Annotated in this window: 23 protein-coding genes; 15 read left to right on the forward strand and 8 right to left on the reverse strand. The window is 72.3% G+C overall.

From position 1 onward, the window contains the following. Positions 1-69: 69 nt before the first annotated feature. From ACIGEZ_RS10300 to ACIGEZ_RS10330, 7 genes are all read left to right on the forward strand, one after another. Positions 70-834 carry a glucose 1-dehydrogenase gene (locus tag ACIGEZ_RS10300; protein ID WP_399828701.1) on the forward strand — a complete coding sequence of 255 codons (765 nt, stop codon included), beginning with the start codon at positions 70-72 and terminating at the stop codon, positions 832-834. Between the two features lie 25 nt (positions 835-859). Beyond that, positions 860-1,375 (forward strand): NUDIX hydrolase, encoded by a 516-nt coding sequence (locus ACIGEZ_RS10305; protein WP_399828395.1) that lies wholly within the window; start codon positions 860-862, stop codon positions 1,373-1,375. A 121-nt stretch (positions 1,376-1,496) separates the two neighbouring features. After that, positions 1,497-1,892: a YidH family protein gene (locus ACIGEZ_RS10310; RefSeq protein ID WP_399828398.1), complete on the forward strand. Its 396-nt coding sequence runs from the start codon at positions 1,497-1,499 to the stop codon at positions 1,890-1,892. After that, the gene (locus tag ACIGEZ_RS10315; protein ID WP_399828401.1) at positions 1,889-2,212 is read left to right on the forward strand and encodes a DUF202 domain-containing protein; all 324 of its coding nucleotides are present in this window, start codon (positions 1,889-1,891) and stop codon (positions 2,210-2,212) included. Before ACIGEZ_RS10310 ends, ACIGEZ_RS10315 begins: the two co-directional genes overlap by 4 nt. 205 nt (positions 2,213-2,417) lie before the next feature. Then, positions 2,418-2,714: a hypothetical protein gene (locus tag ACIGEZ_RS10320; protein ID WP_399828403.1), complete on the forward strand. Its 297-nt coding sequence runs from the start codon at positions 2,418-2,420 to the stop codon at positions 2,712-2,714. Between the two features lie 97 nt (positions 2,715-2,811). Continuing rightward, positions 2,812-3,723: an MBL fold metallo-hydrolase gene (locus ACIGEZ_RS10325; protein ID WP_399828406.1), complete on the forward strand. Its 912-nt coding sequence runs from the start codon at positions 2,812-2,814 to the stop codon at positions 3,721-3,723. A 297-nt stretch (positions 3,724-4,020) separates the two neighbouring features. Further along, complete coding sequence (locus ACIGEZ_RS10330) at positions 4,021-4,512, forward strand: hypothetical protein (protein WP_399828409.1); 492 nt, start codon at positions 4,021-4,023, stop codon at positions 4,510-4,512. Positions 4,513-4,629: 117 nt separating this feature from the next. Here ACIGEZ_RS10330 and ACIGEZ_RS10335 read toward each other — a convergent pair whose 3' ends face one another. After that, a complete protein-coding gene (locus ACIGEZ_RS10335) occupies positions 4,630-5,961 on the reverse strand; it encodes an enolase C-terminal domain-like protein (RefSeq protein WP_399828412.1) in 1,332 nt (443 codons plus the stop codon). 130 nt (positions 5,962-6,091) lie between these two features. On the opposite strand from ACIGEZ_RS10335, the gene ACIGEZ_RS10340 reads away from it, so the two are divergent. After that, positions 6,092-7,114 (forward strand): phosphotransferase family protein, encoded by a 1,023-nt coding sequence (locus ACIGEZ_RS10340; RefSeq protein WP_399828413.1) that lies wholly within the window; start codon positions 6,092-6,094, stop codon positions 7,112-7,114. Positions 7,115-7,116: 2 nt separating this feature from the next. Continuing rightward, positions 7,117-8,331: an acyl-CoA dehydrogenase family protein gene (locus ACIGEZ_RS10345; RefSeq protein ID WP_399828416.1), complete on the forward strand. Its 1,215-nt coding sequence runs from the start codon at positions 7,117-7,119 to the stop codon at positions 8,329-8,331. A gap of 88 nt (positions 8,332-8,419) precedes the next feature. On the opposite strand, the gene ACIGEZ_RS10350 is transcribed toward ACIGEZ_RS10345, so the two are convergent. The 3 genes from ACIGEZ_RS10350 to ACIGEZ_RS10360 all read right to left on the reverse strand — a co-directional run bounded on the left by ACIGEZ_RS10350 (position 8,420) and on the right by ACIGEZ_RS10360 (position 15,804). Continuing rightward, positions 8,420-12,805, reverse strand: a complete 4,386-nt coding sequence (locus ACIGEZ_RS10350) for a hypothetical protein (RefSeq protein ID WP_399828419.1) — start codon at positions 12,803-12,805, stop codon at positions 8,420-8,422. A 36-nt stretch (positions 12,806-12,841) separates the two neighbouring features. Beyond that, on the reverse strand, positions 12,842-13,423 hold the full coding sequence (locus ACIGEZ_RS10355; protein WP_399828422.1) for a hypothetical protein: 582 nt from the start codon (positions 13,421-13,423) through the stop codon (positions 12,842-12,844). Between the two features lie 236 nt (positions 13,424-13,659). Beyond that, the gene (locus ACIGEZ_RS10360; protein ID WP_399828424.1) at positions 13,660-15,804 is read right to left on the reverse strand and encodes a hypothetical protein; all 2,145 of its coding nucleotides are present in this window, start codon (positions 15,802-15,804) and stop codon (positions 13,660-13,662) included. Positions 15,805-15,983: 179 nt separating this feature from the next. Between ACIGEZ_RS10360 and ACIGEZ_RS10365 the strand changes: the two genes are divergently transcribed. Beyond that, positions 15,984-16,553 (forward strand): SMI1/KNR4 family protein, encoded by a 570-nt coding sequence (locus ACIGEZ_RS10365; protein WP_399828428.1) that lies wholly within the window; start codon positions 15,984-15,986, stop codon positions 16,551-16,553. A 15-nt stretch (positions 16,554-16,568) separates the two neighbouring features. On the opposite strand, the gene ACIGEZ_RS10370 is transcribed toward ACIGEZ_RS10365, so the two are convergent. The 4 genes from ACIGEZ_RS10370 to ACIGEZ_RS10385 form a co-directional block, all read right to left on the reverse strand. Then, a protein-coding gene (locus ACIGEZ_RS10370) for an IS5 family transposase (RefSeq protein WP_399828703.1) occupies positions 16,569-17,377 on the reverse strand; the annotation gives its coding sequence in 2 pieces (ribosomal slippage) (positions 16,569-17,030 and positions 17,033-17,377; 807 coding nt in all). Positions 17,378-17,481: 104 nt separating this feature from the next. Next, complete coding sequence (locus tag ACIGEZ_RS10375) at positions 17,482-18,075, reverse strand: TetR/AcrR family transcriptional regulator (RefSeq protein ID WP_399828430.1); 594 nt, start codon at positions 18,073-18,075, stop codon at positions 17,482-17,484. A gap of 29 nt (positions 18,076-18,104) precedes the next feature. Next, a complete protein-coding gene (locus tag ACIGEZ_RS10380) occupies positions 18,105-19,730 on the reverse strand; it encodes an AMP-binding protein (protein ID WP_399828706.1) in 1,626 nt (541 codons plus the stop codon). Positions 19,731-19,861: 131 nt separating this feature from the next. Next, positions 19,862-20,626, reverse strand: coding sequence for an SDR family oxidoreductase (locus ACIGEZ_RS10385; RefSeq protein WP_399828433.1), 765 nt, complete (start codon positions 20,624-20,626; stop codon positions 19,862-19,864). A gap of 154 nt (positions 20,627-20,780) precedes the next feature. Here ACIGEZ_RS10385 and ACIGEZ_RS10390 point away from each other — a divergent pair, with 154 nt between their 5' ends. The 5 genes from ACIGEZ_RS10390 to ACIGEZ_RS10410 all read left to right on the forward strand — a co-directional run bounded on the left by ACIGEZ_RS10390 (position 20,781) and on the right by ACIGEZ_RS10410 (position 26,478). Further along, entirely contained in the window at positions 20,781-22,097 is a 1,317-nt protein-coding gene (locus ACIGEZ_RS10390; protein WP_399828436.1) for an exo-beta-N-acetylmuramidase NamZ domain-containing protein, read from the forward strand. A gap of 157 nt (positions 22,098-22,254) precedes the next feature. Then, complete coding sequence (locus ACIGEZ_RS10395) at positions 22,255-23,592, forward strand: erythromycin esterase family protein (RefSeq protein ID WP_399828439.1); 1,338 nt, start codon at positions 22,255-22,257, stop codon at positions 23,590-23,592. Positions 23,593-23,667: 75 nt separating this feature from the next. Then, positions 23,668-24,966: a serine-threonine protein kinase gene (locus ACIGEZ_RS10400; protein WP_399828442.1), complete on the forward strand. Its 1,299-nt coding sequence runs from the start codon at positions 23,668-23,670 to the stop codon at positions 24,964-24,966. A gap of 169 nt (positions 24,967-25,135) precedes the next feature. Next, the gene (locus tag ACIGEZ_RS10405) at positions 25,136-25,747 is read left to right on the forward strand and encodes a hypothetical protein (RefSeq protein ID WP_399828444.1); all 612 of its coding nucleotides are present in this window, start codon (positions 25,136-25,138) and stop codon (positions 25,745-25,747) included. Next, positions 25,747-26,478: a 3-keto-5-aminohexanoate cleavage protein gene (locus ACIGEZ_RS10410; RefSeq protein WP_399828708.1), complete on the forward strand. Its 732-nt coding sequence runs from the start codon at positions 25,747-25,749 to the stop codon at positions 26,476-26,478. Before ACIGEZ_RS10405 ends, ACIGEZ_RS10410 begins: the two co-directional genes overlap by 1 nt. The last annotated feature ends 54 nt before the right edge of the window (positions 26,479-26,532 follow it).

A 26,532-nucleotide genomic window follows, 5' to 3' on the forward strand; every position in this document is an offset into this window, starting at 1 on the left:
CCCCGGATGCCCCGGATGCCCCGGCTCCCGATACCCCGAGTCAGCCCCGAAGGGACCTTCATGAACGAGATCCACGACCTCACCGGCAAGACCGTGCTCATCACGGGCGGCGCCCGCGGCCTGGGCGCCGAGGCCGCCCGGCAGGCGGTGGCCGCCGGTGCCGGCGTCGTGATCACCGACGTGCTCGACGAGGAGGGCAGGGCCATGGCGGCCGAGCTCGGCGAGCGGGCCCGTTTCCTGCACCACGACGTGACGTCGGAGGAGGAGTGGGCGGCGGCCGTCGCGTACGCCGTCGAGGAGTTCGGCGCGCTGCACGGCCTGGTCAACAACGCCGGCATCGCCGCCGGCTCGCTCCTGGAGGCCGAATCCGTCGCGTACTTCCGCAAGGTCCTCGACATCAACCTCACCGGTGTCTTCATCGGCATGAAGGCCGCGATACCCGCCATGAAGGAGGCCGGCGGCGGCTCCATCGTCAACGTCTCCTCCGCCGCGGGCCTCATGGGCCTCGCCCTGACCGCCGGTTACGGCGCCTCCAAGTGGGGGGTGCGCGGGCTGACGAAGATCGGCGCGGTCGAGCTCGGCACCTCCCGGATCCGCGTCAACTCGGTCCACCCGGGCATGACGTACACCCCGATGACCGCCTCCGTCGGCATCGAGAAGGGCGAGGGGAAGTACCCCAACACCCCCATGGGCCGGGTCGGCGAGCCGCACGAGATCGCCGGCGCGGTGGTCTTCCTGCTGTCGGACGCCGCCTCGTACGTGACCGGCGCGGAGCTGGCGGTGGACGGCGGCTGGACCGCCGGCCCGACGGTCGGGTACGTCATGGGGCAGTGAGCCCCGGCAGTGCTTTCATGGGCGCATGAGCGCTGCCGATGAGGTACTCGACGTCGTCGACGACAACGACCGGGTGATCGGACGGGCTCCGCGCGGCGAGGTGTACGCGCGGGGCCTGATCCACCGTTGCACCTTCATCCGGGTCCGGGACGGTCAGGGGCGGGTCTTCGTCCACCGCCGGACCCCGACGAAGCTGGTCTTCCCCTCCCTGTACGACATGTTCGTCGGCGGTGTCGTCGGTGCGGGCGAGTCCTACGACGACGCCGCGCTGCGCGAGGCCGAGGAGGAGCTCGGCGTGTCCGGGCTGCCCCGGCCCGAGCCGCTCTTCCGCTTCCTGTACGACTCCGGGGGCGTCGCCGGCAAGTGGTGGTCGGCCGTGTACGAGGTGCGCTGCGACCTGCCGGTGCGGCCGCAGCCGGAGGAGGTGGCCTGGCACGCCTTCCTGCCCGAGGAGGAGCTCCAGGAACGGCTCGCCACCTGGCAGTGGGTGCCCGACGGCCTCGCCGCGTACGAGCGGCTGCGGGCGCACCGGGCGGGGTGACCCGGGGCGTTGTCGGCGGAGCCGGCGAGCCGAGGGCCTGTCCGGCGGGCCCGGCCATGATCCGCCGAGCGGGCCCCGGGCCCGCCGGGCGGTGTGATCATCCGACGGATAGGGTGCCCGCGTGAGCGACTTCGTACAGGGCCTGCGGCTGTGGTTCGCGCCGCAGCGCCTCCGGGAGGAGGGCGAGACCCCCGACTACCGCTTCTCCCTGGCCAACGAGCGGACCTTCCTCGCCTGGATCCGGACCGCGCTCGCCCTGATCGGCGGCGGTTTCGCCGTGGACCAGTTCCTGCCGGACCTGCGCTGGGGGGTCCGGGTCACCCTGGCGATCGCGCTGCTCGCGGCCGGCGTGCTGTGCGCGCTGCGCGCCGTGAACCACTGGGTGCGCTGCGAGCGGGCCATGCGGCGCGGGGAGGACCTGCCGATCTCGCGGTTCCCGGCCGTCCTGAGCCTCGCGGTGGCGGTGGTCGCGATCGCGATGGTGCTGGTCGTCGTCTTCGGCTGGGCGGGGCGATGACCGCGCCCGCGACCGCGGCGGACCGGGACCCGGGACTCCAGCCCGAGCGGACCCGGCTGGCGTGGCGGCGTACGACCCTGTCGTGCACGGTGGCCGCGGTGCTCGCGGGCAAGCAGGCGATCCACGACGGTGTGTCGGCGACCGGTGTCGTCGCGGCGTGCCTGTCGGCGCTGGTGTGGATCGGCTTCATCGCGGTCGCCCACCGCAGGATCCAGTCGCTCGGCGCGGCGCGGCCGCTCGCGCTGTCGCACCGGGGGGCGCTGCTCGCGGCGGTGTGCACGATCGCGTTCGCGGGGTTCGGGGTCGCGGTGGTGCTCTGAGCGGCGCGGTGGCGCTCCGAGCGGCGCGGTGGCGCTCCGAGCGGCGCGGTGGCGCTCCGAGCGGCGCGGTGGCGCTCCGAGCGGCGCGGTGGTGCTCCGGGTCGTACGGCTGCTCGTGCGGCCGGCGGCCACCCACCCCGCCCTGAAGGAACGGGCTTTCCGGACTAACCTGGAACGGAAGGGTCCCCCTCACAGAGGCGCCGTCATGACCGCCCTCCACCACGAGCACCCGACGCACGCGCACACCCACGGCCCCTCGTGCGGGCACACCGAAGTCCCGCACCGGGACCACGTCGACTACGCGCACAACGGACACCTGCACCGCCTGCACTCCGGGCACTGGGACGAGTGCGAGCCGACCTCCCACGTCCCCCACACCCACCCCGCCCACACGCACGGGCCGGACTGCGGACACGTCGCCGTCGTGCACGGCGACCACCTCGACTACCTGCACGACGGGCACCGGCACGCGGCTCACGGCAACCACTGGGACGACCACTGACCCCCTCAGGGTCCGTCCTGGCACCGGCTTCCCCCGGACCTCGCGCGACTGGCAGTCTTCCCCTGTCCAGTCGGGCCCACTTCCGGGGGGATGTCCCTTGCCTGCCACCGATCCCTACGTCGTCGCGCTCGCGCCGAACGTCCACGCGTTCGTCCAGCCCGACGGCGGCTGGTGCCTGAACAACGCCGGTTTCCTCGGCGACGGCGGCGAGACCCTGCTCGTCGACACCGCCGCCACCGAGCGGCGGGCACTGCTGCTGCGCGAGGCGGTCCTCGACGCGGGCCTCGCGCCGCCGCGCACGATCGTCTCCACGCACCACCACGGCGACCACACCTACGGCAACGGGGTGTTCCAGCCGGAGGCCCGGATCGTCGGCCACGAGAACTGCCGGACCGAGCAGCTCGCCGCCGGGCGCCAGCTCCATCTGCTGTGGCCGCAGACCGACTTCGGCCGGGTGGAGATCCTGCCGCCCCACCTCACCTACCGGGACCGGCTGACGCTGTACGTCGGCGAGCTGGAGGTACGGGTGATCCACCCGGGCCCCGCGCACACCACCGGCGACTCGATCGTCCATCTGCCGCGGCACGGCATCGTGTTCACCGGCGACCTGGTCTTCCACGGCGGCACGCCCTTCCTCCCGATGGGCTCGCTCGCCGGCTCGCTGCGCGCGCTCGACCTGCTGCGCTCCCTTGACACGCCGACGGTGGTGCCCGGGCACGGCCGGGTCACCGACCCCTCCGCGTACGACGCGACCGAGCGCTATCTGCGCTGGGTGCAGGAGCTGGCCCGGGAAGGGCACGCCAAGGGTGTGACGCCGCTGGAGACGGCTCGGCAGGCCGACCTGGGCGAGTTCGCCGCCTGGCAGGAGAGCGAGCGCCTGGTCGCCAACCTGCACCGCGCGTACGCGGAGCTGGACGGGCTGCCGGAAGGGCATCCGCTCGACGCGGCGGCCGTCTTCGGCGACATGGCCGCGATGAACGGCGGGGTGCCGGTGGCCTGCCACGCATAGCGGCCGGCCGGTGTCCGGGCCCGAATCGACAGGCTCGGCGGGCCGCGAGAGGATGGAAGGACTTGAGGTCCCTCAGGGCCGCTACGGACGGGGTGGCAGCCGTAGGAGGACGGGACCTGGACGGTCCTTCCCTCTTGCTCCCCAGCGGAGCCCTCCTCAGGGTGAATCCGGCTGGGCGTAGTCGCGACGGCGGACGCCCGCGCACCACTGTGCCCCTCCGTGAGTTCATCCTCTAGGGCCCGTGCCCCACTCGCGGGCCCGCCACTGGAGGGAAGAGAAGTGAACAGAAACATTCGCATGGCCGTGTTGGCTCCGCTGACGATCTCCTCGCTGTTGCTCGGGTCCGTGGCGCTCACGATGAGTTCGGCGCAGGCGGTGCCGTCGGCCACGTGCACGGTGAAGGAGAGCGCGACGGCGGGCAAGTTCGACGTCACAGGCAAGGGCTGGAAGCCAGGGAAGATCGTCTTCTTCGAGAGCAACAACACCCACACCGCGACGCGGACGGCGAACGCCGCCGGCGAGGTGTCGGTCACGGCCTTCTTCCCCGCGGGCACGATCACCGCACTGCAGCCCGGCGTCCCGGAGGCCACCTGCGGCACGGTCAAGGAGACCGAGCAGAAGGACGCCCAGGAGCAGTACCGCATGGGTTACCGGCAGGGTGTCGCCGACACGAAGGAAGACTGCAAGAAGGAACCGCCCAAGCAGGGCGTGGCCGCACTGGACCCGAACTACGAGAAGGGCTACAACGCGGGAGCGGCGGCCGTACTGGCGTCGGCCCTCTGCAAGTAGGGCTGGACCCGACGTGAGGCCCGGGCCGGACACCGCTCCGACCCCGGCCTCACTGCTGTCCTCGCACCTGTCCTCCCGCGTGTCCTCCCGCCTTCCTCCCGCCGCGACGGGCTGGTCCTACCAGCGGCTCGGACTCCAGTCCTGACGCACCGCCCGCATCGCCGAAGCGTCGTCCCGGTCGCGGTAGGCGCCGTCGTCCTCCAGCCATCGGCGGTGCAGGACCGCCAGCGCCTCGCGGTCCAGTTCGACGCCCAGGCCGGGGGCGTCGGAGACCGTGATGCGGCCCGACCGGAAGACGGGGCGGGTGGTGACGACGTCCTCGGTCTGCCAGGGGTAGTGGGTGTCGCAGGCGTGGTCGAGCTGCGGCAGGGTCGCGGCGACCTGGGTCATGGCGGCCAGGCTGATGCCCAGGTGGGTGTTGGAGTGCATGGAGAGCCCGACCCCGTACGTCCGGCAGAGCGCGGCGAGTTCGCGGGTGCGGTGCAGGCCGCCCCAGTAGTGGTGGTCGCACAGCACGATCCGTACCGCCCCGCGCGCGAAGGCCTCGGGTGCCTCCTCGAAAGTGGTCACGCACATGTTGGTGGCGAGCGGCACGTCCGTACGGGCGGCGATCTCGGCCATCGCGGGGGTGCCGGTCGCCGGGTCCTCCAGGTACTCCAGGACGTCGCCGAGCTCGCGTGCGACGGCGAGCGAAGTCTCCACCGACCAGGCCCCGTTGGGGTCGAGGCGCAGCGGACGGCCGGGGAACTCCTTCGCGAGGGCCCGGATCGCGGCGATCTCCTGCTCGGGCGGGAACACCCCGCCCTTCAGCTTGAACGAGCCGAAGCCGTAGCCGCGGTCGAAGCGGCGGGCCTGCTCGACGATGCCGTCCGGGTCGACCGCCTCACCCCAGGAGTCGGGCGCGGCGCCCGGGTGGGCACCCCACTTGTAGAAGAGGTAGGCGCTGTACTCGACCTCGTCGCGGACCTTGCCGCCGAGCAGGGCGTGGACGGGCAGGCCGAGGCTCTTGCCGAGGGCGTCCAGGCAGGCGGTCTCGAAGGCGGAGACGACGGAGAGCCGGAGCTTGTCGGCGGTCTGGGCGCCGCGCAGTCCGCCCGCGTCGACCCGCAGGTCCACGCCCGCGGCCACGATCCCGTCGGCGCCCCCGCGCACGCCCCCGTCGGCGCCTCCCTCAGCGGGCGCGCCGCACACCTCGGCGGCGAGCACGAACAGGCCGTTCACATCCGTGACCAAGCGGCCGGGGAGCGCCTCGGCGAGCGGCCGCGCGAGGTGGAGGTACCTCGTGTCGCCGTAGGTCTCGCCGAGACCGCTGACCCCGCCCCGCGTCACCACCTCCACCACCAGCCGGGGCGTGAAGGGCTGGTGCACGCCCTGGGTGTTGAGGAGCGGCGGGTCGGCAAGGAGGATCGGGGTCAGCCGGACGTCGTCGATGCGCAGCGCTGAATCCATATGTGAACCCTATTCACGGGGAAGGACGACACGCCAGAGGCGCGGATCCGGATTCCCCGCTCCCTCTGGACGACATACCGACTGGTCGGTCATCATGAACGGCGACGCCGACCCCGGAGGTACCGCCCCCATGAGTTCCGCCCCGCCGCCCGGTCTCGACCCCGAGCAGCTGCGCCGCTTCCTCGACCGCGAGCGGCCCGGCCTCGTCACCGGCCCCCTGCGGGCCCGGCTGATCGAGGGCGGCCGCTCGAACCTCACGTACGTCGTGACCGACGGCACCGGCCGCTGGGTCGTGCGCCGCCCGCCGCTCGGCCATGTCCTCGCCACCGCACACGACATGAAGCGCGAGCACCGGGTCATCAGCGCCCTGCACTCCACCGCCGTGCCCGTACCGGAGACGCTGGTGCTCTGCGAGGACGACACGGTACTCGGAGCGCCGTTCTACGTCATGGAGTTCGTGCCCGGCACCCCGTACCGCTCGGCCGCCGAGCTCGCCCCGCTCGGCCCCGACCGCACCCGCGACGCCGTCCTCGGGCTCGTCGACACCCTCGTCGACCTGCACGCCGTCGACCCCGCCGCCGCCGGGCTCGACGACTTCGGGCGGCCCGAGGGCTTCCTCGACCGGCAGCTGCGCCGCTGGGGCAAGCAGCTTGCCGCCTCCCAGGGCCGCGAACTGCCCGGCATCGACGAGTTGCACGCGGCCCTCGGCCGCACCCTGCCCGACTCCCCCGCGCCCACGGTCGTCCACGGCGACTACCGGCTCGACAACGTCCTCATCGGCGACGACGACCGCATCAACGCCGTCCTCGACTGGGAGATGTCCACCCTCGGCGACCCGCTCACCGACCTCGGGCTGCTCGTCATGTACAGCGCGCCCCTGGAGCTGCCGAACTCCCCCATCTCCACCACCGCATCGGCCCCCGGCCACCCTTCGCCAGGCGAGCTGATCGAGCGGTACGCGGCCCGCTCCGGCCGGGACACCGGCGCCATCTCCTGGTACACGGCCTTCGCCTGGTTCAAGCTCGCCGTGATCCTGGAGGGCATCCACTACCGCTACACCCTCGGCCAGACCGTCGGCGGCGGCTTCGACCGGATCGGCGAACTCGTCCCCGTCTTCATCGAGCACGGCCTCACCACCCTCCAGGAAGGCTGACCATGGACTTCGCGTACGACGCCCGCACCGAGGAACTGCGGGCGAGGCTCCTCGCCTTCATGGACGAGCACGTCTACCCGGCCGAGGCCGTCGCCCACGAGCAGCGGGCGCTGCTCGCCTCGCCCTGGGACACCCCGCAGGTCGTCGAGGACCTGAAGGCCGAGGCCCGCCGCCAGGGCCTGTGGAACCTCTTCCTGCCCGACGCCGAGCACGGGGCGGGGCTCACCAACCTCCAGTACGCGCCGCTGGCCGAGATCACCGGCCGCAGCCCCCAGCTCGCCCCCACCGCCCTCAACTGCGCCGCCCCCGACACCGGGAACATGGAGGTGCTCGCCCAGTTCGGCGACGAGGCGCAGCAGAAGCAGTGGCTGGAGCCGCTGCTGGCGGGCGAGATCCGCTCCGCGTTCGCCATGACCGAACCCGAGGTCGCCTCCTCCGACGCGACCAACATCGAGACCCGGATCAGGCGGGACGGCGACTCGTACGTCATCGACGGGCGCAAGTGGTACATCTCCGGGGCGATGAACCCCGACTGCAGGATCTTCATCGTGATGGGCAAGACCGACCCGGACGGCGCCGACATCCGTCGCCAGCAGTCGATGATCCTCGTGCCCCGTGACACCCCGGGCGTCGAGGTGCGCCGGGCGATGCAGGTGTACGGCTACGAGGACCACTCCCACGGCGGCCACGCCGAGGTGGTCTTCGACGGCGCCCGCGTCCCGGCCGCGAACCTCATCGGCGAGGAGGGCGGCGGCTTCGCCATCGCCCAGGCCCGCCTCGGACCGGGCCGCATCCACCACTGCATGCGGCTGATCGGCATGGCCGAGCGGGCCATCGAGCTGATGTGCCGGCGGGCGGTCTCCCGTACCGCCTTCGGCAAGGCCCTCGCCCAGCAGGGCGTCGTGCAGAACTGGATCGCCGACGCCCGGGTGACGGTCGAACAGCTGCGGCTGCTCGTCCTGAAGACGGCCTGGCTGATGGACACCGTCGGCAACAAGGGCGCCCACACCGAGATCCAGGCGATCAAGATCGCCACCCCCCGCGCGGTGGTCGACATCATCGACAAGGCGGTCCAGGTGCACGGCGCGGGCGGTGTCTCGCAGGACTTCCCGCTCGCCGAACTGTGGGCCGCGGCGCGCACCCTGAAGCTGGCCGACGGTCCGGACGAGGTGCACCAGCGGTCGCTGGCCCGGCGGGAACTGAAGAAGTACCTGTAGGGCCGGCCGGTCGGGTGGGCTCGGACCGGTGAGGTGAGCTCAGGCTGGTCAGGTCAGGTCAGGTCCCGTCCCGTCAGGTCCCGTCAGGTCAGGTCAGACGGAGGCAGAGCAGCCCCGTCGTGGTGAGCAGGCAGAGCCGTTCGCCGTCGAGCCAGTCGAGGTCCAGGATCTCGCATCCGAGGAAGACCCGGTGCAGGACCTCGGTGGTGTCGGCGGCGAACAGCGTCAGCGTGCCGTCCGCCGTGGCCGTCAGGACGGTGGGCAGTCCGTGCCGGGTCTGCAGGCGCAGGGCGGTGATGGGCGCGGTGTCGGGGCGCGGGACGGTGTGCGGCGAATGCTTCGGCACCTTCTTGCGACGGTCGGTCGTGAACTCGTCGAGGTGGGTGCGCACGACGAGTGCGCCGTCCTCCGTGACGATGCCGAGCACCGGCCCCTCGGGCCACATCCCCAGGTCGAACGGCTCGTCGCCGGTGTCCAGGGCCACGGTGCGCCGGACCTCCGCCTCGGGCAGGGCGCTCAGGACGATCCGGTGGTGCGTGTCGGTGACCTCGCCACCCATCTCGTCGCCCACGTCGAGGACGACCACCTCCCGCCCCTGCGCGGCGACGAGGACCCCGCCGTCGACCGGGAGCTGCCGGAGCGCGGTCACCGTGTCGAGGGGCACCCTCACCCGCTGACTCCACTCGCCCTCGAAGGTGCGCAGGGCCATCCAGGCGCTCTCCAGCGGGGGGCCCGCGACGAGCAGCAGCCGGGGCGCACCGTCCAGCAGCGCCACGTCCAGCCACTCGACCCGGCGGAACCCCTGCTCGGGCAGCGGGGCCACGCCTCCGGCGGTCCAGACCGAGACCTCCCTCCGCCCGACCCGGGGCCAGCGGATCACCGGGGCGCCGGTGTTGGAGGCGAGGCCCAGGTGGTATTCCGGGTCGGACGCCTCGTCAAGGAGCGTGCCGGTGGTGCCGTCCAGCATCCGAACGGCAGGGCCACGACGGCTGACGACCACGGGCCGGCCGTCGCTCGCGCCGGTCCGCAGCCAGCCGTGGGCCGGCGCCACCCCGGCGCCGGAGGGTTCCAGCCGCCATGACTTGGCGGCGGAGGCGCTGCGGCTCCAGGAGACGAGGTCGCGGCCGTCGCCCAGGGCCACCAGGCGGGTCACGGCGGCGTCGGTGCGGTTGCGTGCCGCGGTGTGGCCCTCGGCGTCGAGGGCCACCACCGCGTTCGCGGTGGCGTCGAGGCAGAGCGGGCCGGGGGCGATGAGCAGGGCGGGCGGCACCTCCCCGCCGGACCACTCGACCACCCTCGGTCCGGCTGCCCGCGTGACGGACGCCTTGCGCTGCGGAAACACCTGGAAGGCCCTCTCCGTGGCGACTCCGAGCGTGCCGTCGTGGAAGGCGAGCGCCGAGACCGTACGACCGCGCAGCCGGTGCCGGCGGTGGTCCACGACGCGGCCGTCCGGGGCGAGTTCGGTGAAGGTGACCAGGGCGTGCCTCAGCGACGTCCGTCTGCGGCCGGCCCAGGCGACGGCGACGAGCAGGCCGCCCTCCCCGCCGTACGGGGTGACGGCCATCCCGACCGGGCGGTGGGCGCGGGGGGCGTCGGGGCGGTGGGACAGCTCTCCGGCGCGCACGGTGCCGGCCTGGTCCACGGTGACGACGAGGGGCTCGTCCCCGCGGACGGCGACGGCGCAGTCGACCACCTCCGGCACCTCGACGGCGCCGATCAGGTCGCGGGTTTCCAGGTCCCAGAGCCACACCCGGTCGTCGGTGCGCAGCGCCGCCCAGGGCCGGCCGAGGGCCGCGTGCACGGCGCGGATCCGGCCGAAGTCGCCCGGCAGCGTGCCGAGCGGCCCGCCGTCCGCGCAGTCCCACACCCGTACGCCGCCGCCCCCGTCCTCGGCGGTGACGAGCACCGGGCGGCCGTGGGCGGTGACGACGGCGGCACCGGTCACCCGCCCGGTGAAGGTGCCGATGGTGCTGTACGGGACGGGTGTCACCTCGGCCCACTCGGTGTCCCAGGCGAGGGCGGGCCACCGTTCGCGTACCGCACGCGCGAGGTCGTCGGCACCCGTCTGGAAGGCGGACAGCCGCAGTTGCGCGGCGCGCGTCCCCGGGTCGTCGGTCGCCCGGAGCAGGGCGGCGCCGTGGCCGACGGCCAGCGCGGCGTCCCGGGCGGGGCCCGACTCGGCGCGGTTCAGGACGCGTTGCAGGGCGGAGGTCTCGGCGGCGAGCAGCAGGGCGGGGTCGTGGGCGAGGGTGTCGAGGAGCGGGGTGCCCTCGGCGTGCTCGACCAGGTGGCGCAGCACGTACGGCGGTGCCGCGGACCAGTCCCGCCCGCCGCCGGGGCGCTCGGGCGCGAGGCCGTACAGCGCCCGCGCGACCCGTCCGCGCACCCCGGCGCCGAGGGTGGTGCGCAGGGCGTCCGCGTACGCCTGGTGGTACAGCCGGTAGACGGCCCGGCCGTCGGCGTCGAGTTCCTCGACGAGGTGCTCGCCGGCGAAGTCGAGGATCCAGGCGAGGTCGTCCCAGTCGAGGGGCCCGTCGTCGGGGGGCGGCAGGCAGGCGGTCGCGACCGCCGTCCACACGCGGTCCGGCGGGAGCCCCGGGCCCTCGGCGAGGGAGAGCGCGGCGAGCAGGGCATGGCCGCGCGCGGCGTCGGCCGCAGGAGCCTCCGCCAGTTGGCGGCGCAGGACGCGCAGGAAGGTCACACCCGGGGTCTCGCCGACTTCGGGGACGCGGTGGCGCCAGTCCGGGTCCGTGAGGTCCAACGCGCGGGGGGCGCGGGCGAGGGTGCGGGCGGCGATGCGGGCGGAGAGGAAGCCGCCGCGGGCCCGTAAGGCGATCTCCTCGGCGACGGCGACGGCCGTGGCGTCGTCGTACGGGCCGGTGCTGCCGGGTCCGTCGGGGGCCTGGAGGAGACGGCGGGCGTAGTGGGCGACATCGGCGGTGGTCGCGTCCAGGGTGGCGTCCAGGTCGAGAACCGACAGCTCCCCGTCCAGGGCGTCCAGGACGTGGCGGCGGGTACCGACGAGGAGCCGGACGCACGGGATCCGGACCAGGGGGACGAGGAGTTCGGCGGCGATCCGCCGGGACTCGGCGGCAGCACGCCGGGACTCGGCGCCGTCGCGGCGGGACTCGGCAGCGTGACGCCGGGGATCGGCAGCGTCACGCCCGGGCTCGGCAGCGTCACGCCGGGACTCGGCAGCGTCGGCCTTCTCTCCGGCCTCCCCGGTCTCCCCGGTCTCCCCGGTCTCCCCCGCCTCGCCTGCCTCGTCGAGGGCGTCGATCAGGATGTGGAGGGGTTCGCGGCGGGCGGCCAGGGCGGCCAAGAGGGCCTGCGGGGTGGCGGCCGCGGCCCCGCCCAGGCCGGCGGCGTCGGCGATGCCGGCCGTGATGTCCTCCAGGAAGCGGTGCCGGGCGTGGATCGCCGTGTGCACCTCACGCCCCGCGCCCAGCAGCAGCCGACCGAGCAGGGCGGACTTGCCGACGCCGGGGCCACCGGTCACGACGACGCCCCGGCCCCAGCCGCTCTCCCGGTGGGCCAGCCAGGCGGTGAGCCGGTCGAGTTCGTCCGTGCGGCCGACGAAGTACGAGCCGCTGCGGGCGCCCTGCGCCCGGGTGAAGCCACGGCCCCGCGGCGCGAAGTGGTTCTCCAGCTCGACGCGCCGGCGGCGGCCCTCGGGGCTGAGCCGCACCCGCAGTTCGGCGAGATCGTGGGCGTCGTCCCGGGCCTCGGGCTGGTAGCCGGAGTTCTCGAAGGAGAAGAAGGCGTAGCCCTCGGTGGCGACATGGGCGCGGGCGGTCTGCCGTACGCCCGCGCTCCGGTACACGTCGTTGACGGTCTCGACGACCTGTTCCACCGAGAGACGGCGCTGCTTCTGCGAGACGGAGAGCCGGGCCAGTGCGGTCTCCAGGGCGGTGGCGAAGACCATGGAGCGGGCGGACTGGCCGGCCCGGGCGACGGCGACGACCGCGAAGGCGGTGAGCCGCTCGCGCCCTTCGGCGGCGCCGTTCCTGACCGCGGCCTGCAGGCCCTCGGCGACGGCCGCCGCGTCGGGCCCGGCCTGTCCGGCGTGGCAGGTGTCGAGGACGATCATGACGCGCGTGGCGCCGGACTCCAGGACGTAACGGGTGAGGTCCTCGGCGGCGAGCGCCGTCCCGGCGAGCCGCTGCTCGTGGCTGTCCCGGCACATGAGGTAGTGCCGGCCCAGGCCCTCGACGCCGTGGCCGGTCCAGTAGAGGACGACGGCGTCGGCGGCGTGATCGGCGCGGTAGGCCCAGCCGAGGAGCCGGGCGCGCAGTTCCTCGGCGGAGGGGTCGTCGATCCGCTCGTCGAGGCGGTAGCCGAGGTCCCCGAAGAGACGCACGGCAGCACGTATCTCCTCGGGTACGAGAGGCAGTTCGTCCTCGTGCTCGTAGTGACGTACACCGACCACCACGAGCCTGCGGTCCGGTGCCTCCCCCGCCTTCTCCCCCTCCATAGGAGGAAGTTATACCGGCGGCGCGGCCCCTTCGGGCTACGAACGCCGGTCACGCAAGGTGTAGCCGCCTTCCACCACCGGCATGTCGGCCGCGGGAGCCATGCACTTCGTCAGAAGCGGCTCGCCCTTGAGCGTCGCCCCGGAGAGTCCGACCCGTGCCGGGCCGTTCGCCCGGTTGCGGGGCACGAGGAAGCTGAGGCCCATGCGGGTGTGCGGGTCGAGGTACTCCAGCCACGGGTGGCCGGGGCTGGTACGGACGAGACGGCCGGTCACGGTGGCGGTGGGGCCGCCGCTGCTGAGGCAGTCGACCTCGAAGTCGCCCCAGTAGTCCTGGCCCTTGATGACGTGCGAGATCCGGAAGGTGCCCCACGAGCGGGTGGGGATCGAGCCGTGTTCGTAGGCGGCATGGGCGTCGACGGTGACGCGTACCTGCTCCGTCGCGTCCTCGTAGCCCAGCCTCGCCTCTCCCTTCAGGGACGAGGCGGCCGAGGCGGCCAGGACCCTGACGGATGCGGGTTCGGGGGCGGGCGCGGGGGCCGGTGCAGCGACGGCGACCGGGGCGGCGACCGCCGCGACGAGGGCGAGGACGGCGGTGGCGCGCAGGGCGTGCTTCAGCACGGGCGGGGCTCCGTTCGGGGGCGGGGTGGTGTGGGGCCGGATGACCGACGCGTCGATCCTCGCCGCCACCCCCGTCCCGGGCGTCCCCCCGCGGTCGCAACCCCCTCCCCCGTACGGGCGAGACCCCCCTCCCCCAAAGACACCGAAGCACTACCTGCAGCGCCAGTGATACTTCTCGACCAACCCACAACAACCCCAGGTCGTCACCACCTCACAGCTAGAGAGAGCCCTTCGCTCTACTCTCGACCAACCTGCAGCGCCCCAGAGCGTGCGGATACAGCCCTGGCATATGTGCCGAAAAACGGCCAAAACACCACCCATGCAATGTAAGTGCAAATCAGCAGGAAGCGCGGATCGCGCCAGTCGTCGAACGAGACATGCATTCCTCTGCCCCAGTACACGGACGAAAAAATCAGGCCGGAGGCGCAAAGCGCCACGAACAGACACCCGCTGATGCCTAGACGCACGCTCCGCTCACTCGCCCGCTCAGCACACGTCCGGAGACTCTCCCGACGATGCCATTCCTGCCAAGGGAACCTCAAGAGGCCAGAAAAGGCAGCGAATGTTGCGAGACCTACCGCTGCCAGCAAAACCAGAGATCTCAGCCCCCCACCTAGTCGATCAAAAACCCAAACCCCCGTACCGTAGTCGGCCATCACCCAGGATCCGATCCCGGACAACGAGTGCTCGGGATTGTGTCTGAGGAGCCAGTCGATGACCGCCGCAGCGCACACCGCTGCGATCACGCGGGACATGGCCAGTGCCTGAACGCGCTGCACGTGCGTTTCCTCCATCCGCCAGTCCCGTGAGGGCAGGAAGGGCGCGGACGGACCGCCGGGCTTTCCATCGTTTTCCGCTGCGGCTTCAGACAGAGAAATTAACAGATGGGCCAGCGGGTACTGAACTTGCGTCAGATTGGTTGAATAGGTTGTGTGGTCCCAGAGGATGGACCAGCGGTTGCTGACAGGCCACTCCTCCGGCCCGGGCTCGTTGAACACACGGGGAATAGGGGTGTCCTCCGGATCCGCATGGTCGCTGCCAGCCTGATGGAATACGGCTTCCGCAATGGTTTCGGCCTCCGCCCGTTTCAGCCACTCGGTGACCGGCTCTGACGTTCCGACGGCTTCCGCGGTAGGGGTGCCCCACGGCGGTTGTGTACGCCGCCGGCCTCGGGAGCTGCGTGCGTGCCTCACCAGGTCCTCGCTGCCCGACCAGCAGTCCGGCCCTTCGCCCTCTGTCCAGGCCAGTTCGAGCTGCCCGTCTGTCGAACGCATGACGAAACCACCAACGGTGTAATGCCAAAGTGTCTCCAGCCGGCGGCTGCGTACAGCCTTCGGGCTGTCACCCATCGGGCCAGCCGGGACAAGGTCGCGCGCCGACCAGATGTTGATCCACGGAGGGCAGCCCAATGACTGCCACCGGCGTACGGAATTCTCCTCATTGAGCAGACTGGTAGCTGCGCCAACTGTCACCAAATGCGTCGGCCATGGGGCGTCCCTCGCCAGGAACGCGCGGCAAGCGATCGCGGCACCTTGCGAATGAGCCACGACAACCACGCTTTTTGAACGCCGGGACGCGTCGGCGACACGGTTGAGAAGTAGCTGGCGCATTGCTGCTGCCTGAATCTCCCTGTCCCGGTAGGCCTGGGCATCGCCCACAGACGTCACCAGGTCCGCGACCAACGGGGAGACCTTTTTACCGAGGACAGGAATCCGTTGCGCCACGATGAGCACCAGGACTCCTACCACGACAGCGCTAAGCATCAGCGGCGCCAAGAGGAACAACATGCAGAAGAGAACCAGGTAAGGCACGATCATGATGAACAGGCCAACATAACCGTAGAGCAGTAGCTGAATCCAGGCTCCCAGGGCGACCATTGAGCCGGCGCAACCAGCATCCCAAGCGGGGACCATCTCAGTAATCTGCGGCCACAGACGTTTTGTGGCGGAGAACCAGAACTGGTGGACTAGCGCGGCCAGTCCCCGCCTAGCAGCACGCCAGGAGAACCGGACGGCCCAGAGCAGCACATCGGCGGCCCGCGACGGATGGAAGGCCTCAGCCCATCGCGCCTCGGAAAGCAGCCACGTGATCGGCCGGCTTCCCGTCCGAGTGATCTCTACAGTGATTTCCGGTGCGTCGCCTACAAGGTCATCCGCGTTCCGCACCCGCGTGCTGAAGCCGTAGCCCGGCCCTACGTGTGACAGCACCTCAAACAGCGGTTCCGCCCAACTCAGTAGAGTCGCTCCTCGGGCCTGAGAACCGATGCCATGCACGAATACAACACCCACGTCGAAGGTCAAGGCCTCCACGTCATCGTGGTGTTCGACCGCGCTGCCGTCCCCAGTTTCCTGCCTCACAGGCCCCAACATGCCACGCAGCATCAGGCCCAGTCTGGTGACGCCCCGCAGCTGGGCAAGAAGAGGGACAAATACCGATCGTCTTTCGGTTTAGAGGACGTTTCTGATGGCTCTGGTGGTGTGCGGCAGGATCTCCTGGTGCCAAGGGGTCTTGGTGGGCCCGTTTGTCGGGGGCGTCGGATGCATGTGGCACGCTCCGAGGCATGGATGACGAACTGGTCAGCACCCAGACGCCGCAGCGCCGCCTACCCGATCCGGAGGAGGCTCTCGCGCTGCTGGAGCGTGCTGTCCCTGGATTGACCGACCTGCGTCGGCCGACGCGTGCCGTGATCGACTGGGCCGGGTTCGAAGACGGCCTGGGCACCCGGCTTCCTTCTGATTTCAAACGCCTCGCGGAGTGGTATCCGACCTTCGACATCGGGGGCTTCCTTCTGGTCCGGCTCCCCGAGCCGGGCGAGGAAGGCCGCATTCTGCAGGGCACCCGTGACACCCTTTCAGTGCTTGCCGATGCCTGGTTGGAACCCGCTCTCGGCTTGCTGACCCACCCAGCTCCTGGTGGGCTGCTTCCCTGGGGGGAGTCGTGCGACAGTGACAAGTTCATGTGGAGTACGACGGGTCCGTCTCCGCAGGACTGGGTCGTTACGGTGGCTACTCGCGGCGGGGCATGGTGGCACTACGGTGGCGGTGCCGTCCAGTTCCTCGCCGAGTACTGCACCGGGACCCTGGAACCCTGGGGGTTGCCGCCAATCGACCTGGAAGTCCTCCCAAGCTGATCCGCTCGCGGGAAGTTATCGGCTGGTGAGGCGCCGGTAGCCGATGAGGGTCGCGGCTATGCCGACGAAGGCGAGGAAGTGTTCGGCCTTGCGTTCGTAGCGGCGGTGGAGCCGTCGGCATCCTGCCAGCCAGGACACGGTTCTTTCGACCACCCAGCGGTGCCGCCCAAGCCGTTGGGAGGATTCGACGCCTCTGCGGGCGATGCGGTGGCGGATGCCCCGCCGGCGGAGCCATCGACGCAGGTGGTCGTAGTCGTAGCCCTTGTCGGCATGCAGTTTCGCAGGGTGCCGACGGCGTGGGCCTCGTCGGGAGCGGATGGGCGGGATACCCCGGACGAGCGGCTCCATGCCCTGACTGTCGTGCACGTTCGCGCCGGAGATGCCCAGGGACAGCGGTAGTCCGTTCCTGTCAGTGATGAGGTGGATCTTCGATCCCAGTTTGCCGCGGTCGGTCGGATTCGGTCCGGTTAGTGGCCCCCTTTTGCAGCCCGCAGGCTGACGGAGTCGATCGCGCACCGCGACCAGTCCAGTTCGCCTCGCGCTCCGAGTTCGTCGAGGATCACGCGGTAGAGCCGGGCCCAGACCCGGTCCCGGCTCCACTGGGCAAACCGGCGGTAGACCGTGGGCCAGGCGGGGCCGAACACCGGCGGCAGCTGCCGCCACGTGCAGCCCGACGTCGCCACGAAGATGATCGCGGCCAGGGCCTCGCGGTCACCTGCCCGACGCCGACCACCGCCCTGCGGACGCGTGACCACTGTCGGCGGCACCACCCGCCTGAACAGCACCCATAACTCGTCCGGCACCAGCCGCTTAACGAGATCCATCATGCACGGCTCAACGACCGATCACGCCATAAGAAACGACGTCTTAGACATCATTTCAGTTGGTGAGTCTGCGGTAGCCGGCCCGGCCGTCGACGAAGCGACGTCTAAGGCCGCAGGGCCCGGAGCAGCAGGTCCGCCAAGTGGTCGGCGACCTGCTGCGGGGTGAGCGGGCCGTCGGGGCGGTACCAGGTGGAGAGGTGGTGGACCGAGCCGAAGTGGTAGTCGACGACCAGGTCGGCGGGGGTCGCGGACGAGAACACCCCGGCCTGCTGCCCCTCCTCGATCAGGGCCCGGAACCGCTCGTGGTAGTGCCGCCGCTCGGCGCGTACCTGCTTGTTCTTCTCCGGGCTGAGGTGGTGCATCGAGCGGAAGAAGATCGCGGCGTCGTCGAGGTTGTCGATGGTGGTGACGACGACGTCGGCGGCGGCCTGTCGCAGCCGCTGCTCGATCGGTTCGTCGGCGTTCGCGAACGCGTCGAGGCGCTCCTGCTGGAGGCGGAGCACGCGCGCGTACACCTCCTGGAGCAGGTCCTCCTTGGAGCCGAAGTAGTGGTAGAGGGCACCCTTGGTGACGCCCGCCGCCTCGACGATCTCCTGGACGGAGGTCCGGTCGTAGCCCCGCTCGGCGAAGAGCCGGGTGGCGGCGGCGAGGAGCCTCTGGGGGACGGGCACGCCGCTCCCGTCCGTCGTCCTGGCCATGCTGCGCCGCCTTTCCTTCTTGCTGGTGTTCACGTGCGGGAACGCAGGTCCCGCCTGAGGATCTTCCCACTTGTCGTCTTGGGGAGCTCCGCCAGGATCTCGACCTCGCGCGGGTACTTGTACGCGGCGAGCCGCTGCTCACAGTAGGCGGAGAGCTCGGCGGGCTCCGCCTCGGCTCCCGGCCGCAGGCTCACGTACGCCTTGACCGTCTCGCCGCGGTAGGCGTCGGGGACGCCCACGACGGCGGCCTCGCGGACGGCGGGGTGGGTGTAGAGGACGTCCTCGACCTCGCGCGGCCAGACCTTGAACCCCGAGGCGTTGATCATGTCCTTCTTGCGGTCGACGACGTACAGCCAGCCGTCCTCGTCCATGAAGCCGATGTCGCCGGTGCGCAGCTCCCCGCCCGGGAAGGTGGCGGCGGTGGCCTCCGGCAGCCGCCAGTAGCCGGGGACGACCTGGGGGCCGCGGACGGCGATCTCGCCCGGTTCGCCGAAGGGGAGCTCGGCGCCGTTCTCGTCGAGGATGCGGACGACGGTGTCGGGGCCGGGGACGCCGACGGAGAGCGTGCCCGAGACGGGGTCGACGGGTGCCTCGTGCTGCGGCGGTACGGAGGCACAGGGGGCGGTGCACTCGGTGAGGCCGTAGCCGTTGCGCAGGTACGGGCCGAAGCCGGCGCGGAACCGTTCGACGAGGGCGGGCGGGACGGGGGCGCCCCCGGAGGACATGACCAGGAAGGAGGAGAAGTGGTCGGGGGTCGCGGCCGGGTGGGCGGCGAGGGCCATGTACGCGGTGGACGGGCCGACCGTGTAGGCGGGCCGGTGTTCGAGGAAGGCGTCGAGGACGACCCCGGCCTCGAAGCGGTAGGCGAGGGCGAGGGTGCCGCCGTTGGCGAAGCAGGCGCCCAGCTCGCAGACGAGTCCGGTGATGTGGAAGAGCGGGGCGAGGGCGAAGTAGACGGCGCCCTCCGGGACGGGGTGCCCGGTGCGCTGGCGTTCGGCGTTGTGGACGATGCCCCGGTGCAGGTTGAGGGCGCCCTTGGGGGTGCCGCTGGTGCCGGAGGTGTAGCTGATCAGGGCCACGTCGTCGGCGGTGAGCTCGCGCCCCTGGGGGGCCGGGTGGCCGGAGCGGGCGACGGCGAGGAGGTCGTCGGCCTCCGTGGGGACCCGGTCGAAGCCGAGGACACGGGGGTCGTCGCGGGTCTGGAGCTCGCGCTCGAAGGCGGTCAGCGCGATGCGGACGCCGGCCTCGGCGGCGGCGTCGCGGAGGTAGCCGTCCCAGGCGCGGTCGGAGCAGACGAGCGCGACGGCGCCGGAGTCCCGCAGGGCGTGGCCGACCTCCGCGGCCTTGTACATGGGGTTGAGCGGGACGACGGTGGCCCCCGCCTTCCAGGCGCCGAGGAGGGCGAGGACGAAGTGCGGGCTGTTCTGGAGCATGACCGCGACCCGGTCGCCGCGTCCGACGCCCCGGGCGGCGAGGTGTCCGGCGACGGAGTCGGACAGCGTGTCGGTCTCGCCGTAGCCGAGCCTCGCGTCGAAGTAGGCGAGGGCGGGGTGGTCGGGGGTACGGGCGGCGGCGGACCTGAACGCGTGCAGCAGGGTCGGGGGCGGGGCTATCGGGGCCCGCTGGGCGTCGCTGAGCCGGCCGAGCCAGGGCATGGCCGCGTAGATCGAGCCCGTGGGGTCGGTGTCCTGGCGGCCGGTGTCCTGGCCGCCGGATTCCTCGACGCCGGATTCCTCGACGCCGGATTCCTCGACGCCGGTGTCCTGACCGCCGGTGTCCTCCTGTGTCATGCGCCCGCACCTTCCCACTTCCGCTGGATGTGGTTCATATTGCCGAGCCACCGTTCGGGGTCGGTCGCCCGGGCCCGGTAGTAGTCGGCTACCTCGGGGTGGGGCAGGACGAGGAAGCGGTCGGACTCGATGGCGTCGAAGAGGGCGTCGGCGACGTCCTCGGGCTCGATGGCGGTGGGGGTGAGGACGAGTTCGCCGGCCGATCCGGCGGCCGTCAGCATGTCCGTACGCACGCCCTGGGGGCAGATGGCGTGGACCTTGAGGCCGCGGTGGCGGTAGCTGAGCGAGAGCCATTCGGCGAAGGCGTACGCACCGTGCTTGGAGACGCTGTACGGGGCGGCGCCGACCATCGTGAGCAGGCCGGCGGCCGAGACGGTGGAGACGAAGCGGCCGGTGCCGCGCTCCAGCCAGTCGGGCAGCAGGGCGCGGGCCGCACGGACGTGGGCCATGACGTTGACGTCCCAGGCGGCGGCCCAGACCTGCTCGTCGGCGAAGGCGTCGCCGGGCGAGGCGAGTCCGGCGTTGGCGCACCAGACGTCCACGGTGCCGCCGAGCGCGGCGCGGGCCTCCTCGACGACGGCGGAGGCGTCGCCGGGGACGGCGAGGGCGCCGATCTCGTCGGCGACGGCCTTGGTGCGGCCGGGGTCGAGGTCGTTGACGACGACCCGCGCTCCCTCGGCGGCGAACCGCCGGGCGAGTGCGGCACCGATGCCGCCTCCCGCGCCCGTGACGACCACTCCCGCGCCCTGCACCGTGTTCATCGGCGGCCCACCTCTCCGTTGCGAACTGTGGTCGGCAGACTAACCAGTCGGTATGTACGGAGGGAAGTCCTTGTGGCACGCCTCGTTCCGCATGGCCGGATGGAGCGCTAGCGTGCGGGGCCATGCCAGGGAAGGCGATCAAGGAGGTTTCCCCATGAGCCTGTCCAGACGAGGCCTGCTCGCCGCGGGCGGCGCGCTCGGCGCGGCGGCGGCCGCGGGCACGGGACCGGCGGCGGAAGCGGCGGCCGGTACGGGACCGGCGACGGGCACGGGACCGGCGGCGGCGCGCCCCGGGGCCGGGAGCGGCCGTGGGCACCACAGGGACCGGGTCCGTACCGGCTTCGACCGCCTCGCCGCCGCCGGATACGCGCAGCTCGCCGGCCGGCGGGTCGGCGTCGTCACCAACCCGACCGGCATCACCGCCGAGGCCCGCCACATCGTGGACGTCATGCACGCCGACGAACGGGTGGACCTGGTCGCCGTCTTCGGCCCCGAGCACGGCTTCCGCGGTACCGCGCAGGCCGGCGGCTCGGAGGGGCGGTACGACGACCCGGCGACCGGACTGCCCGTCTACGACACGTACCTGAAGAGCGGTCAGCCGCTGGCCGACGTCTTCACGGCCTCCGGCGTGGACACGGTGGTCTTCGACATCCAGGACGCGGGCGCCCGCTTCTACACGTACATCTGGACGCTCTACGACTGCATGGTGGCGGCCGCGCTCGCCGGGAAGCGCTTCGTGGTCCTCGACCGGCCGAACCCGGTGACCGGGCGGGCCGCGCTCGGTCCGGTCCTGGACCGGGCGTACGCGACCTTCGTGGGGCGCGAGCCGATCGCGCAGGCGCACGGGATGACGGTGGCGGAGCTGGCGCGGCTCTTCAACGGGGAGTTCCTGGCCAAGCCGGTGGAGCTGGAGACGGTGGCGGCGGCCGGCTGGCGGCGGTCGGACTTCTTCGACGCGACCGGGCTGCCGTGGGTGCCGCCGAGCCCCAACATGCCGACGCCCGACACCGCGCTCGTCTACTCCGGCACCTGTCTCTTCGAGGGCACCAACCTGTCCGAGGGGCGGGGCACCACCCGCCCGTTCGAGCTGCTCGGCGCGGAGGGGATCGACGGCCGCTGGGCGGAGGCGGCGAACGCGCTCGGCCTGCCGGGGGTGCGCTTCCGCGAGGCGTACTTCGCCCCGACCTTCTCCAAGTTCCAGGGCAGGACCGTGGGCGGGCTCCAGCTGATGGTGCACGACCGCGAGGCCTTCGACCCGGTACGGACCGGGATCGCGCTGCTCGTCACCGCGCGGCGCGCCTGGAGCGGCTTCGCCTGGCGGGCGGACAACTGGATCGACAAGCTGACCGGTTCGAGCCGGGTGCGCACGCTGATCGACGCGGGGGCGACGGCGGACGAGGTGGCCGGGGCGTGGGAGGCGGACCTGGCGGCGTTCCGAGCGGTGCGTCGGGAGTACCTGATGTACCGCTGACCCGGGGCCAGACCTGGGCCCTGACCTTGGCCTTGGCCTTGGCTCTGGCCTTGGCCTGGGACCGCTGATCTGGGACCGCTGGCCTGGGGCTGGCCCCCGTACGTTTCGGGGGCGGGCGGGATGTCCCCGCCCGCCCCCGCCGGGGAGGCTGAGCCCCATGAACACTTTCTTACGACGCCGCCGGCCGCTGGCCGCCCTGCTCGCCGCGCTGTGCGTGGGCCTGCTCGCTCCCACGGCCGTGGCGGCCGAGTCCCGGAGCACCGATCCCGCCCGTGAACTCGCCGTCACCGCCCGCCCGTTGGGCGATGCCCGGGCCCTGGAGCGGATCGTGGGCTCGGCGAAGGTCGTCGGTCTCGGCGAGGCCACGCACAGCTCGGCCGACTTCTTCCGGGCCAAGCACCGGATCTTCGAACAGCTCGTGGAGCGGCAGGGCTTCACCACCTTCGCCCTGGAGGCGAACTGGAGCACCGGTCTCCTCGTCGACGACTACGTGCGCTTCGGCAACGGCGACATCCGCGCGATCATGCGGGACGAGCTCCAGAACGCCTACGCCTTCTGGAACACCCAGGAGTACCTCGACCTGTTCACCTGGATGCGGCAGCACAACCTGCGCCACCCGGACCACCCGGTGCGGTTCATGGGCAACGACCTCGGCTACTCGGGCCCCGGGCTCTTCGACCGGGTCACCGGCTACGTGGCCCGGACACGACCGGCCCTGCTCCCCCGCTTCCAGGAGCTCTACCGGGCCGCGCGGCCGACCGGCGAGGTCGACACCTGGATGAAGGCCTCCCTGGCGAAGCCGCTGGCCGAGCGCCGGGCGATGGCGGCGGACCTGAACCGGGCCCTCGCCCTCCTGGAGCGGCAGAAGCCGGCCGGCCGGGACCGCGAGGCGCACGCGTGGGCGGTGCAGCACGCCCGGGCCATCGCCCAGGTCGGCACGGAGTACGCGTACGACCTTACCGGCGAGACGGGCAAGGACGAGGTCGCGCAGGCGATGCTCTACCGCGATCGGATCATGGCCGAGAACACCGTGTGGTGGCAGCGCCACACCGGCGACCGGATGGTGCTGTCCGCGCACAACGGCCACATCGGCTACGAGACGACCCACCCCGACCAGTACCCGCGCACCCAGGGCGCCTTCGTGCGCGACGCGCTCGGCCGGGACTACGTGACCATCGGCGCCTCCTTCGGGCGCGGCTCGTTCAACGCGCACGACACGGCGGCGCCTGGCGAGCCGGTACGGGTGTTCACGGTCGGCCCGCTCGGCGCGGACAGCAACGCGGCCGTCCTCGACCGGGTCGCGAAGCGCCCCTTCCTGCTCGACGTGCGGGTGGCGACGCCGGCCGCCCGGCAGTGGCTGAACGTCCCCCGGCCCTCCAGGTCGATCGGCACCGCGTACCCGTGGTCGGGCGACCCGGCGGACCTGCGGCTCGCGACCGGATTCGACGCCGTCCTGCACTTCCCCGAGATCTCGGCGGCGCGGCTGCTCGGCTGACGACTGCCCGTCCCTCCGCGCGGGAAGAATCCCGGTGCCGATGGCGCACCTCGACGCGGAGGGACGGGCCCGCCCATGACGGAGATGAGTGTCGAGCCGTACCGCGAGATCGTCTTCGACAAGGACGGCGACGGCCCGGCCGGCCAGGCGGCACGGGTCGCGGAGCTCGCCCGGCGGGGCGGCGGCTGCACGGACCTGGTGCTCTTCGCCCACGGCTGGAACAACTCCCCGTCCGTGGCGACCCGTTTCTACTCCTCGTTCTTCGCCCCCTTCCCCGGGGTGACCGGGCCGGGCGTGCGGCTCGGGTACGCGGGGGTGGTCTGGCCGTCGATGATGTTCAGCGACGAGCCGGTACCCGACTACGCGTCGCTCGCGGCCACCGTCCCGGGGAAGACGGCGGTGGTGGCGCGGCTCGCGGAGCTGATCGGCGCGGAGCCGGAGGAGGAGGCCGCGTTCGTCGAGTTCGGCTCGCTGCTGCGGGAGCTGACGGACACCGACCGCGCGGATGTGCTGGCCGGCGGGGCGGAGGTGCCCGACTTCCTGGTCGGGGATCCGCTGGAGGTGTACGCGAGGTTCGCGGCGGCGGGCGAGGAGCCGGGCGAAGGCTCGGGCGAAGGCGAAGGCGGAGGCGAGGGCTCGGGCGAAGGCGGGAGCGGGGAGCCGGGCGCAGGCTCGGGCCAGGGCGAGGGCGAGGGTCCGGGCGAGGCGCTCTTCGGAGGCGGCGACCGCGTGAAGCGGCTGTGGAAGGGTGCCAAGGAGGCACTGCGCCAGGCCACGTACTACACGATGAAGCGCCGTGCGGGCGTGGTCGGCGCCCGCGGCCTCGGCCCGCTGCTCGGCGAACTCGCCCGTACGGCCCCGGCCCTGCGCGTCCACCTGGCCGGCCACAGCTTCGGCGCCCGGCTCGTCGCCCACGCGCTGCTCGGCCTGCCCGCCGGCGCCCGCAACGTCAAGTCGGTGACCCTCCTCCAGGGCGCCTTCTCCCACTACGCCTTCGCACCCCGGCTCCCCCACGACCAGGCCCACGGCGGCCCCCTGAAGGACCTCCTGCCCCGCGTCGACGGCCCCCTGGTGGCCTGCCACTCCCACCACGACACGGCCCTGCGGGTCTTCTACCCCCTGGCCTCCCGCCTCTCCCGCGACGACGACTCGCTCCTCGGCCAGGACGACCGCCGCTGGGGGGCCATCGGCTACGACGGCTTCCAGTCCGTTCCGGACACTGCCACCCGCACCCTGGAATCGGCCCTCCGCGACGGCCTGCCCGCGGCGGGCTGCGTGAGCGTGGACACGGCCCGGGTGGTGTCCGAACACAGCGACATCTGCCATACGGAGCTGGCCCGGGTGGTGGCGAGGGCGGGACGCTTCGGGCGCTGACCGGGGGAATTCCGGCCGGAATCCGAGGATCTTCCGGGGGCGGTTCGGGGGTGATTTCCGGCCTCTGCTCCCCCGCTGATGGCTGCCATCCGATTTTCGATGGAACAGGAAGGGCCGCTCGTTCGTCCCTCTCATATCGCCGAAGTGCTAGCGACGGAGGTGGGAGACGATGGCCGGGTTCCGGAGTCTCGCGAGACAGGTTCGCGATCCTGGGAGCGACACGGCTCTGCGGCGCTATTCGCTGCGCAAATGCCTGGAGCGGTTCGCGCCCTACGGTCACCGGGCGACCTGGGACCATCTGTGCCGACGGCACGGGTTCGGGCCCGAGGACCGGACGGCCGATCCGGGGCGGCTGGTGGCCGCGCTGGAGGAGCTGGAGCAGGCGCGGGCCGTGTGGCTCGCGTACGAGGAGGAGTTCGCCGAGCGGCGGAGGCGTGAGAAACACGGCGGGCTGCGCCGGCCGGGGGCCCTCGACGAGTGGCACCGGCGCATCTGGGGAGGCAACGGCGTGGCCCGCTGTGACGACCCCGGGCACCATCCGACGGAGCCGCTGCCCGAGGTGGTGGGCCGGCTGGTGGCCGCGCTGAAGAGGGGTCCTGGCGAGCACTGCCCGGTCTGTGCCGGACCGCACATCGAGTGGCGGGCGGAGCTGCGGGACGAGCCGTGGTTCGGGCCGGTCTGCGAGGACTGCGGGGTGCTGATACCGCGCGCCGTGCTCACGCCCCGGGCGCTCGCCCGGACCCGCGACGACGCGCTGCCGCGGCTCGCGTCGGTGGCGTGATGGTACAGGTCTGTCTCAACGGGGGCCGCGGGCCCGGGGATTCGGCGGCCGTGCCGATGTCCCCGGACGCGATGGCCGAGGCAGCGGCGGCCGCCGTCGCGGCGGGCGCCGACGAGGTGCACGTCCATCCCAAGACGCCCTGCGGGAGCGACACCCTCTCGCCGCGGGTCCTCGCCGACACCCTGACCGCGATCCGCGCGGCCGTGGACGTTCCGGTGGGCGTGACGACCGGTGTACCGGCGGAGCCCGACCCGGTCCGCAGGCTCGCCCGGGTCCGCGCCTGGACGGTGCTGCCCGACCAGGCCTGCGTCAACTGGCACGAGCCGGGCGCCGAAGCCCTGGCCGCGGCCCTGCTCGAGCGGGGCGTCGCCGTCGAGGCCGGCCTCCGGTCCGGCACGGACGGCCCGGCCCGCTTCCTGCGCTCCTCCCTGGCCCCGCGCGTCCTGCGCGTCCTGGCCGAGATGACGGACCCTTCGCCGGCGACGGCCGAGTCCACGGCCCTGGCCCTGCTCGCCGCGCTCTCCCGCTCCCCGCAGCCCCGCCCGGTCCTGCTGCACGGCACGGACGCCTCCGCCTGGCCGCTCCTCCGCCTCGCCCGCCGCCTGGGCCTGGCCACCCGCATCGGCCTGGAGGACACCCTCCTCCTTCCCGACGGCAGCCCGGCCCGCTCCAACGCCCAGCTGGTGTCGGCGGCGTTGTCGGAGTCCCCTCCTGCGACGGTCTGCGCATAGGGCGCTTCGCGAAACGAGCGACGCTACCAGCCGACAAAATCGCTCGCCCAACGC

It is taken from the genome of Streptomyces sp. NPDC085481, from assembly GCF_044541845.1.
Taxonomy (GTDB): domain Bacteria; phylum Actinomycetota; class Actinomycetes; order Streptomycetales; family Streptomycetaceae; genus Streptomyces.

Excerpts from the sequence above, each read along its gene's own strand:
- ACIGEZ_RS10305 (WP_399828395.1), top strand. The coding sequence starts at position 860 with ATGAGCGCTGCCGATGAGGTACTCGACGTCGTCGACGACAACGACCGG.
- ACIGEZ_RS10315 (WP_399828401.1), top strand. The coding sequence starts at position 1,889 with ATGACCGCGCCCGCGACCGCGGCGGACCGGGACCCGGGACTCCAGCCC.
- ACIGEZ_RS10320 (WP_399828403.1), top strand. The coding sequence starts at position 2,418 with ATGACCGCCCTCCACCACGAGCACCCGACGCACGCGCACACCCACGGC.
- ACIGEZ_RS10330 (WP_399828409.1), top strand. The coding sequence starts at position 4,021 with ATGGCCGTGTTGGCTCCGCTGACGATCTCCTCGCTGTTGCTCGGGTCC.
- ACIGEZ_RS10335 (WP_399828412.1), bottom strand. The coding sequence starts at position 5,961 with ATGGATTCAGCGCTGCGCATCGACGACGTCCGGCTGACCCCGATCCTC.
- ACIGEZ_RS10340 (WP_399828413.1), top strand. The coding sequence starts at position 6,092 with ATGAGTTCCGCCCCGCCGCCCGGTCTCGACCCCGAGCAGCTGCGCCGC.
- ACIGEZ_RS10345 (WP_399828416.1), top strand. The coding sequence starts at position 7,117 with ATGGACTTCGCGTACGACGCCCGCACCGAGGAACTGCGGGCGAGGCTC.
- ACIGEZ_RS10350 (WP_399828419.1), bottom strand. The coding sequence starts at position 12,805 with ATGGAGGGGGAGAAGGCGGGGGAGGCACCGGACCGCAGGCTCGTGGTG.
- ACIGEZ_RS10360 (WP_399828424.1), bottom strand. The coding sequence starts at position 15,804 with ATGCTGCGTGGCATGTTGGGGCCTGTGAGGCAGGAAACTGGGGACGGC.
- ACIGEZ_RS10365 (WP_399828428.1), top strand. The coding sequence starts at position 15,984 with ATGGATGACGAACTGGTCAGCACCCAGACGCCGCAGCGCCGCCTACCC.
- ACIGEZ_RS10375 (WP_399828430.1), bottom strand. The coding sequence starts at position 18,075 with ATGGCCAGGACGACGGACGGGAGCGGCGTGCCCGTCCCCCAGAGGCTC.
- ACIGEZ_RS10380 (WP_399828706.1), bottom strand. The coding sequence starts at position 19,730 with ATGCCCTGGCTCGGCCGGCTCAGCGACGCCCAGCGGGCCCCGATAGCC.
- ACIGEZ_RS10385 (WP_399828433.1), bottom strand. The coding sequence starts at position 20,626 with ATGAACACGGTGCAGGGCGCGGGAGTGGTCGTCACGGGCGCGGGAGGC.
- ACIGEZ_RS10390 (WP_399828436.1), top strand. The coding sequence starts at position 20,781 with ATGAGCCTGTCCAGACGAGGCCTGCTCGCCGCGGGCGGCGCGCTCGGC.
- ACIGEZ_RS10395 (WP_399828439.1), top strand. The coding sequence starts at position 22,255 with ATGAACACTTTCTTACGACGCCGCCGGCCGCTGGCCGCCCTGCTCGCC.
- ACIGEZ_RS10400 (WP_399828442.1), top strand. The coding sequence starts at position 23,668 with ATGACGGAGATGAGTGTCGAGCCGTACCGCGAGATCGTCTTCGACAAG.
- ACIGEZ_RS10405 (WP_399828444.1), top strand. The coding sequence starts at position 25,136 with ATGGCCGGGTTCCGGAGTCTCGCGAGACAGGTTCGCGATCCTGGGAGC.
- ACIGEZ_RS10410 (WP_399828708.1), top strand. The coding sequence starts at position 25,747 with ATGGTACAGGTCTGTCTCAACGGGGGCCGCGGGCCCGGGGATTCGGCG.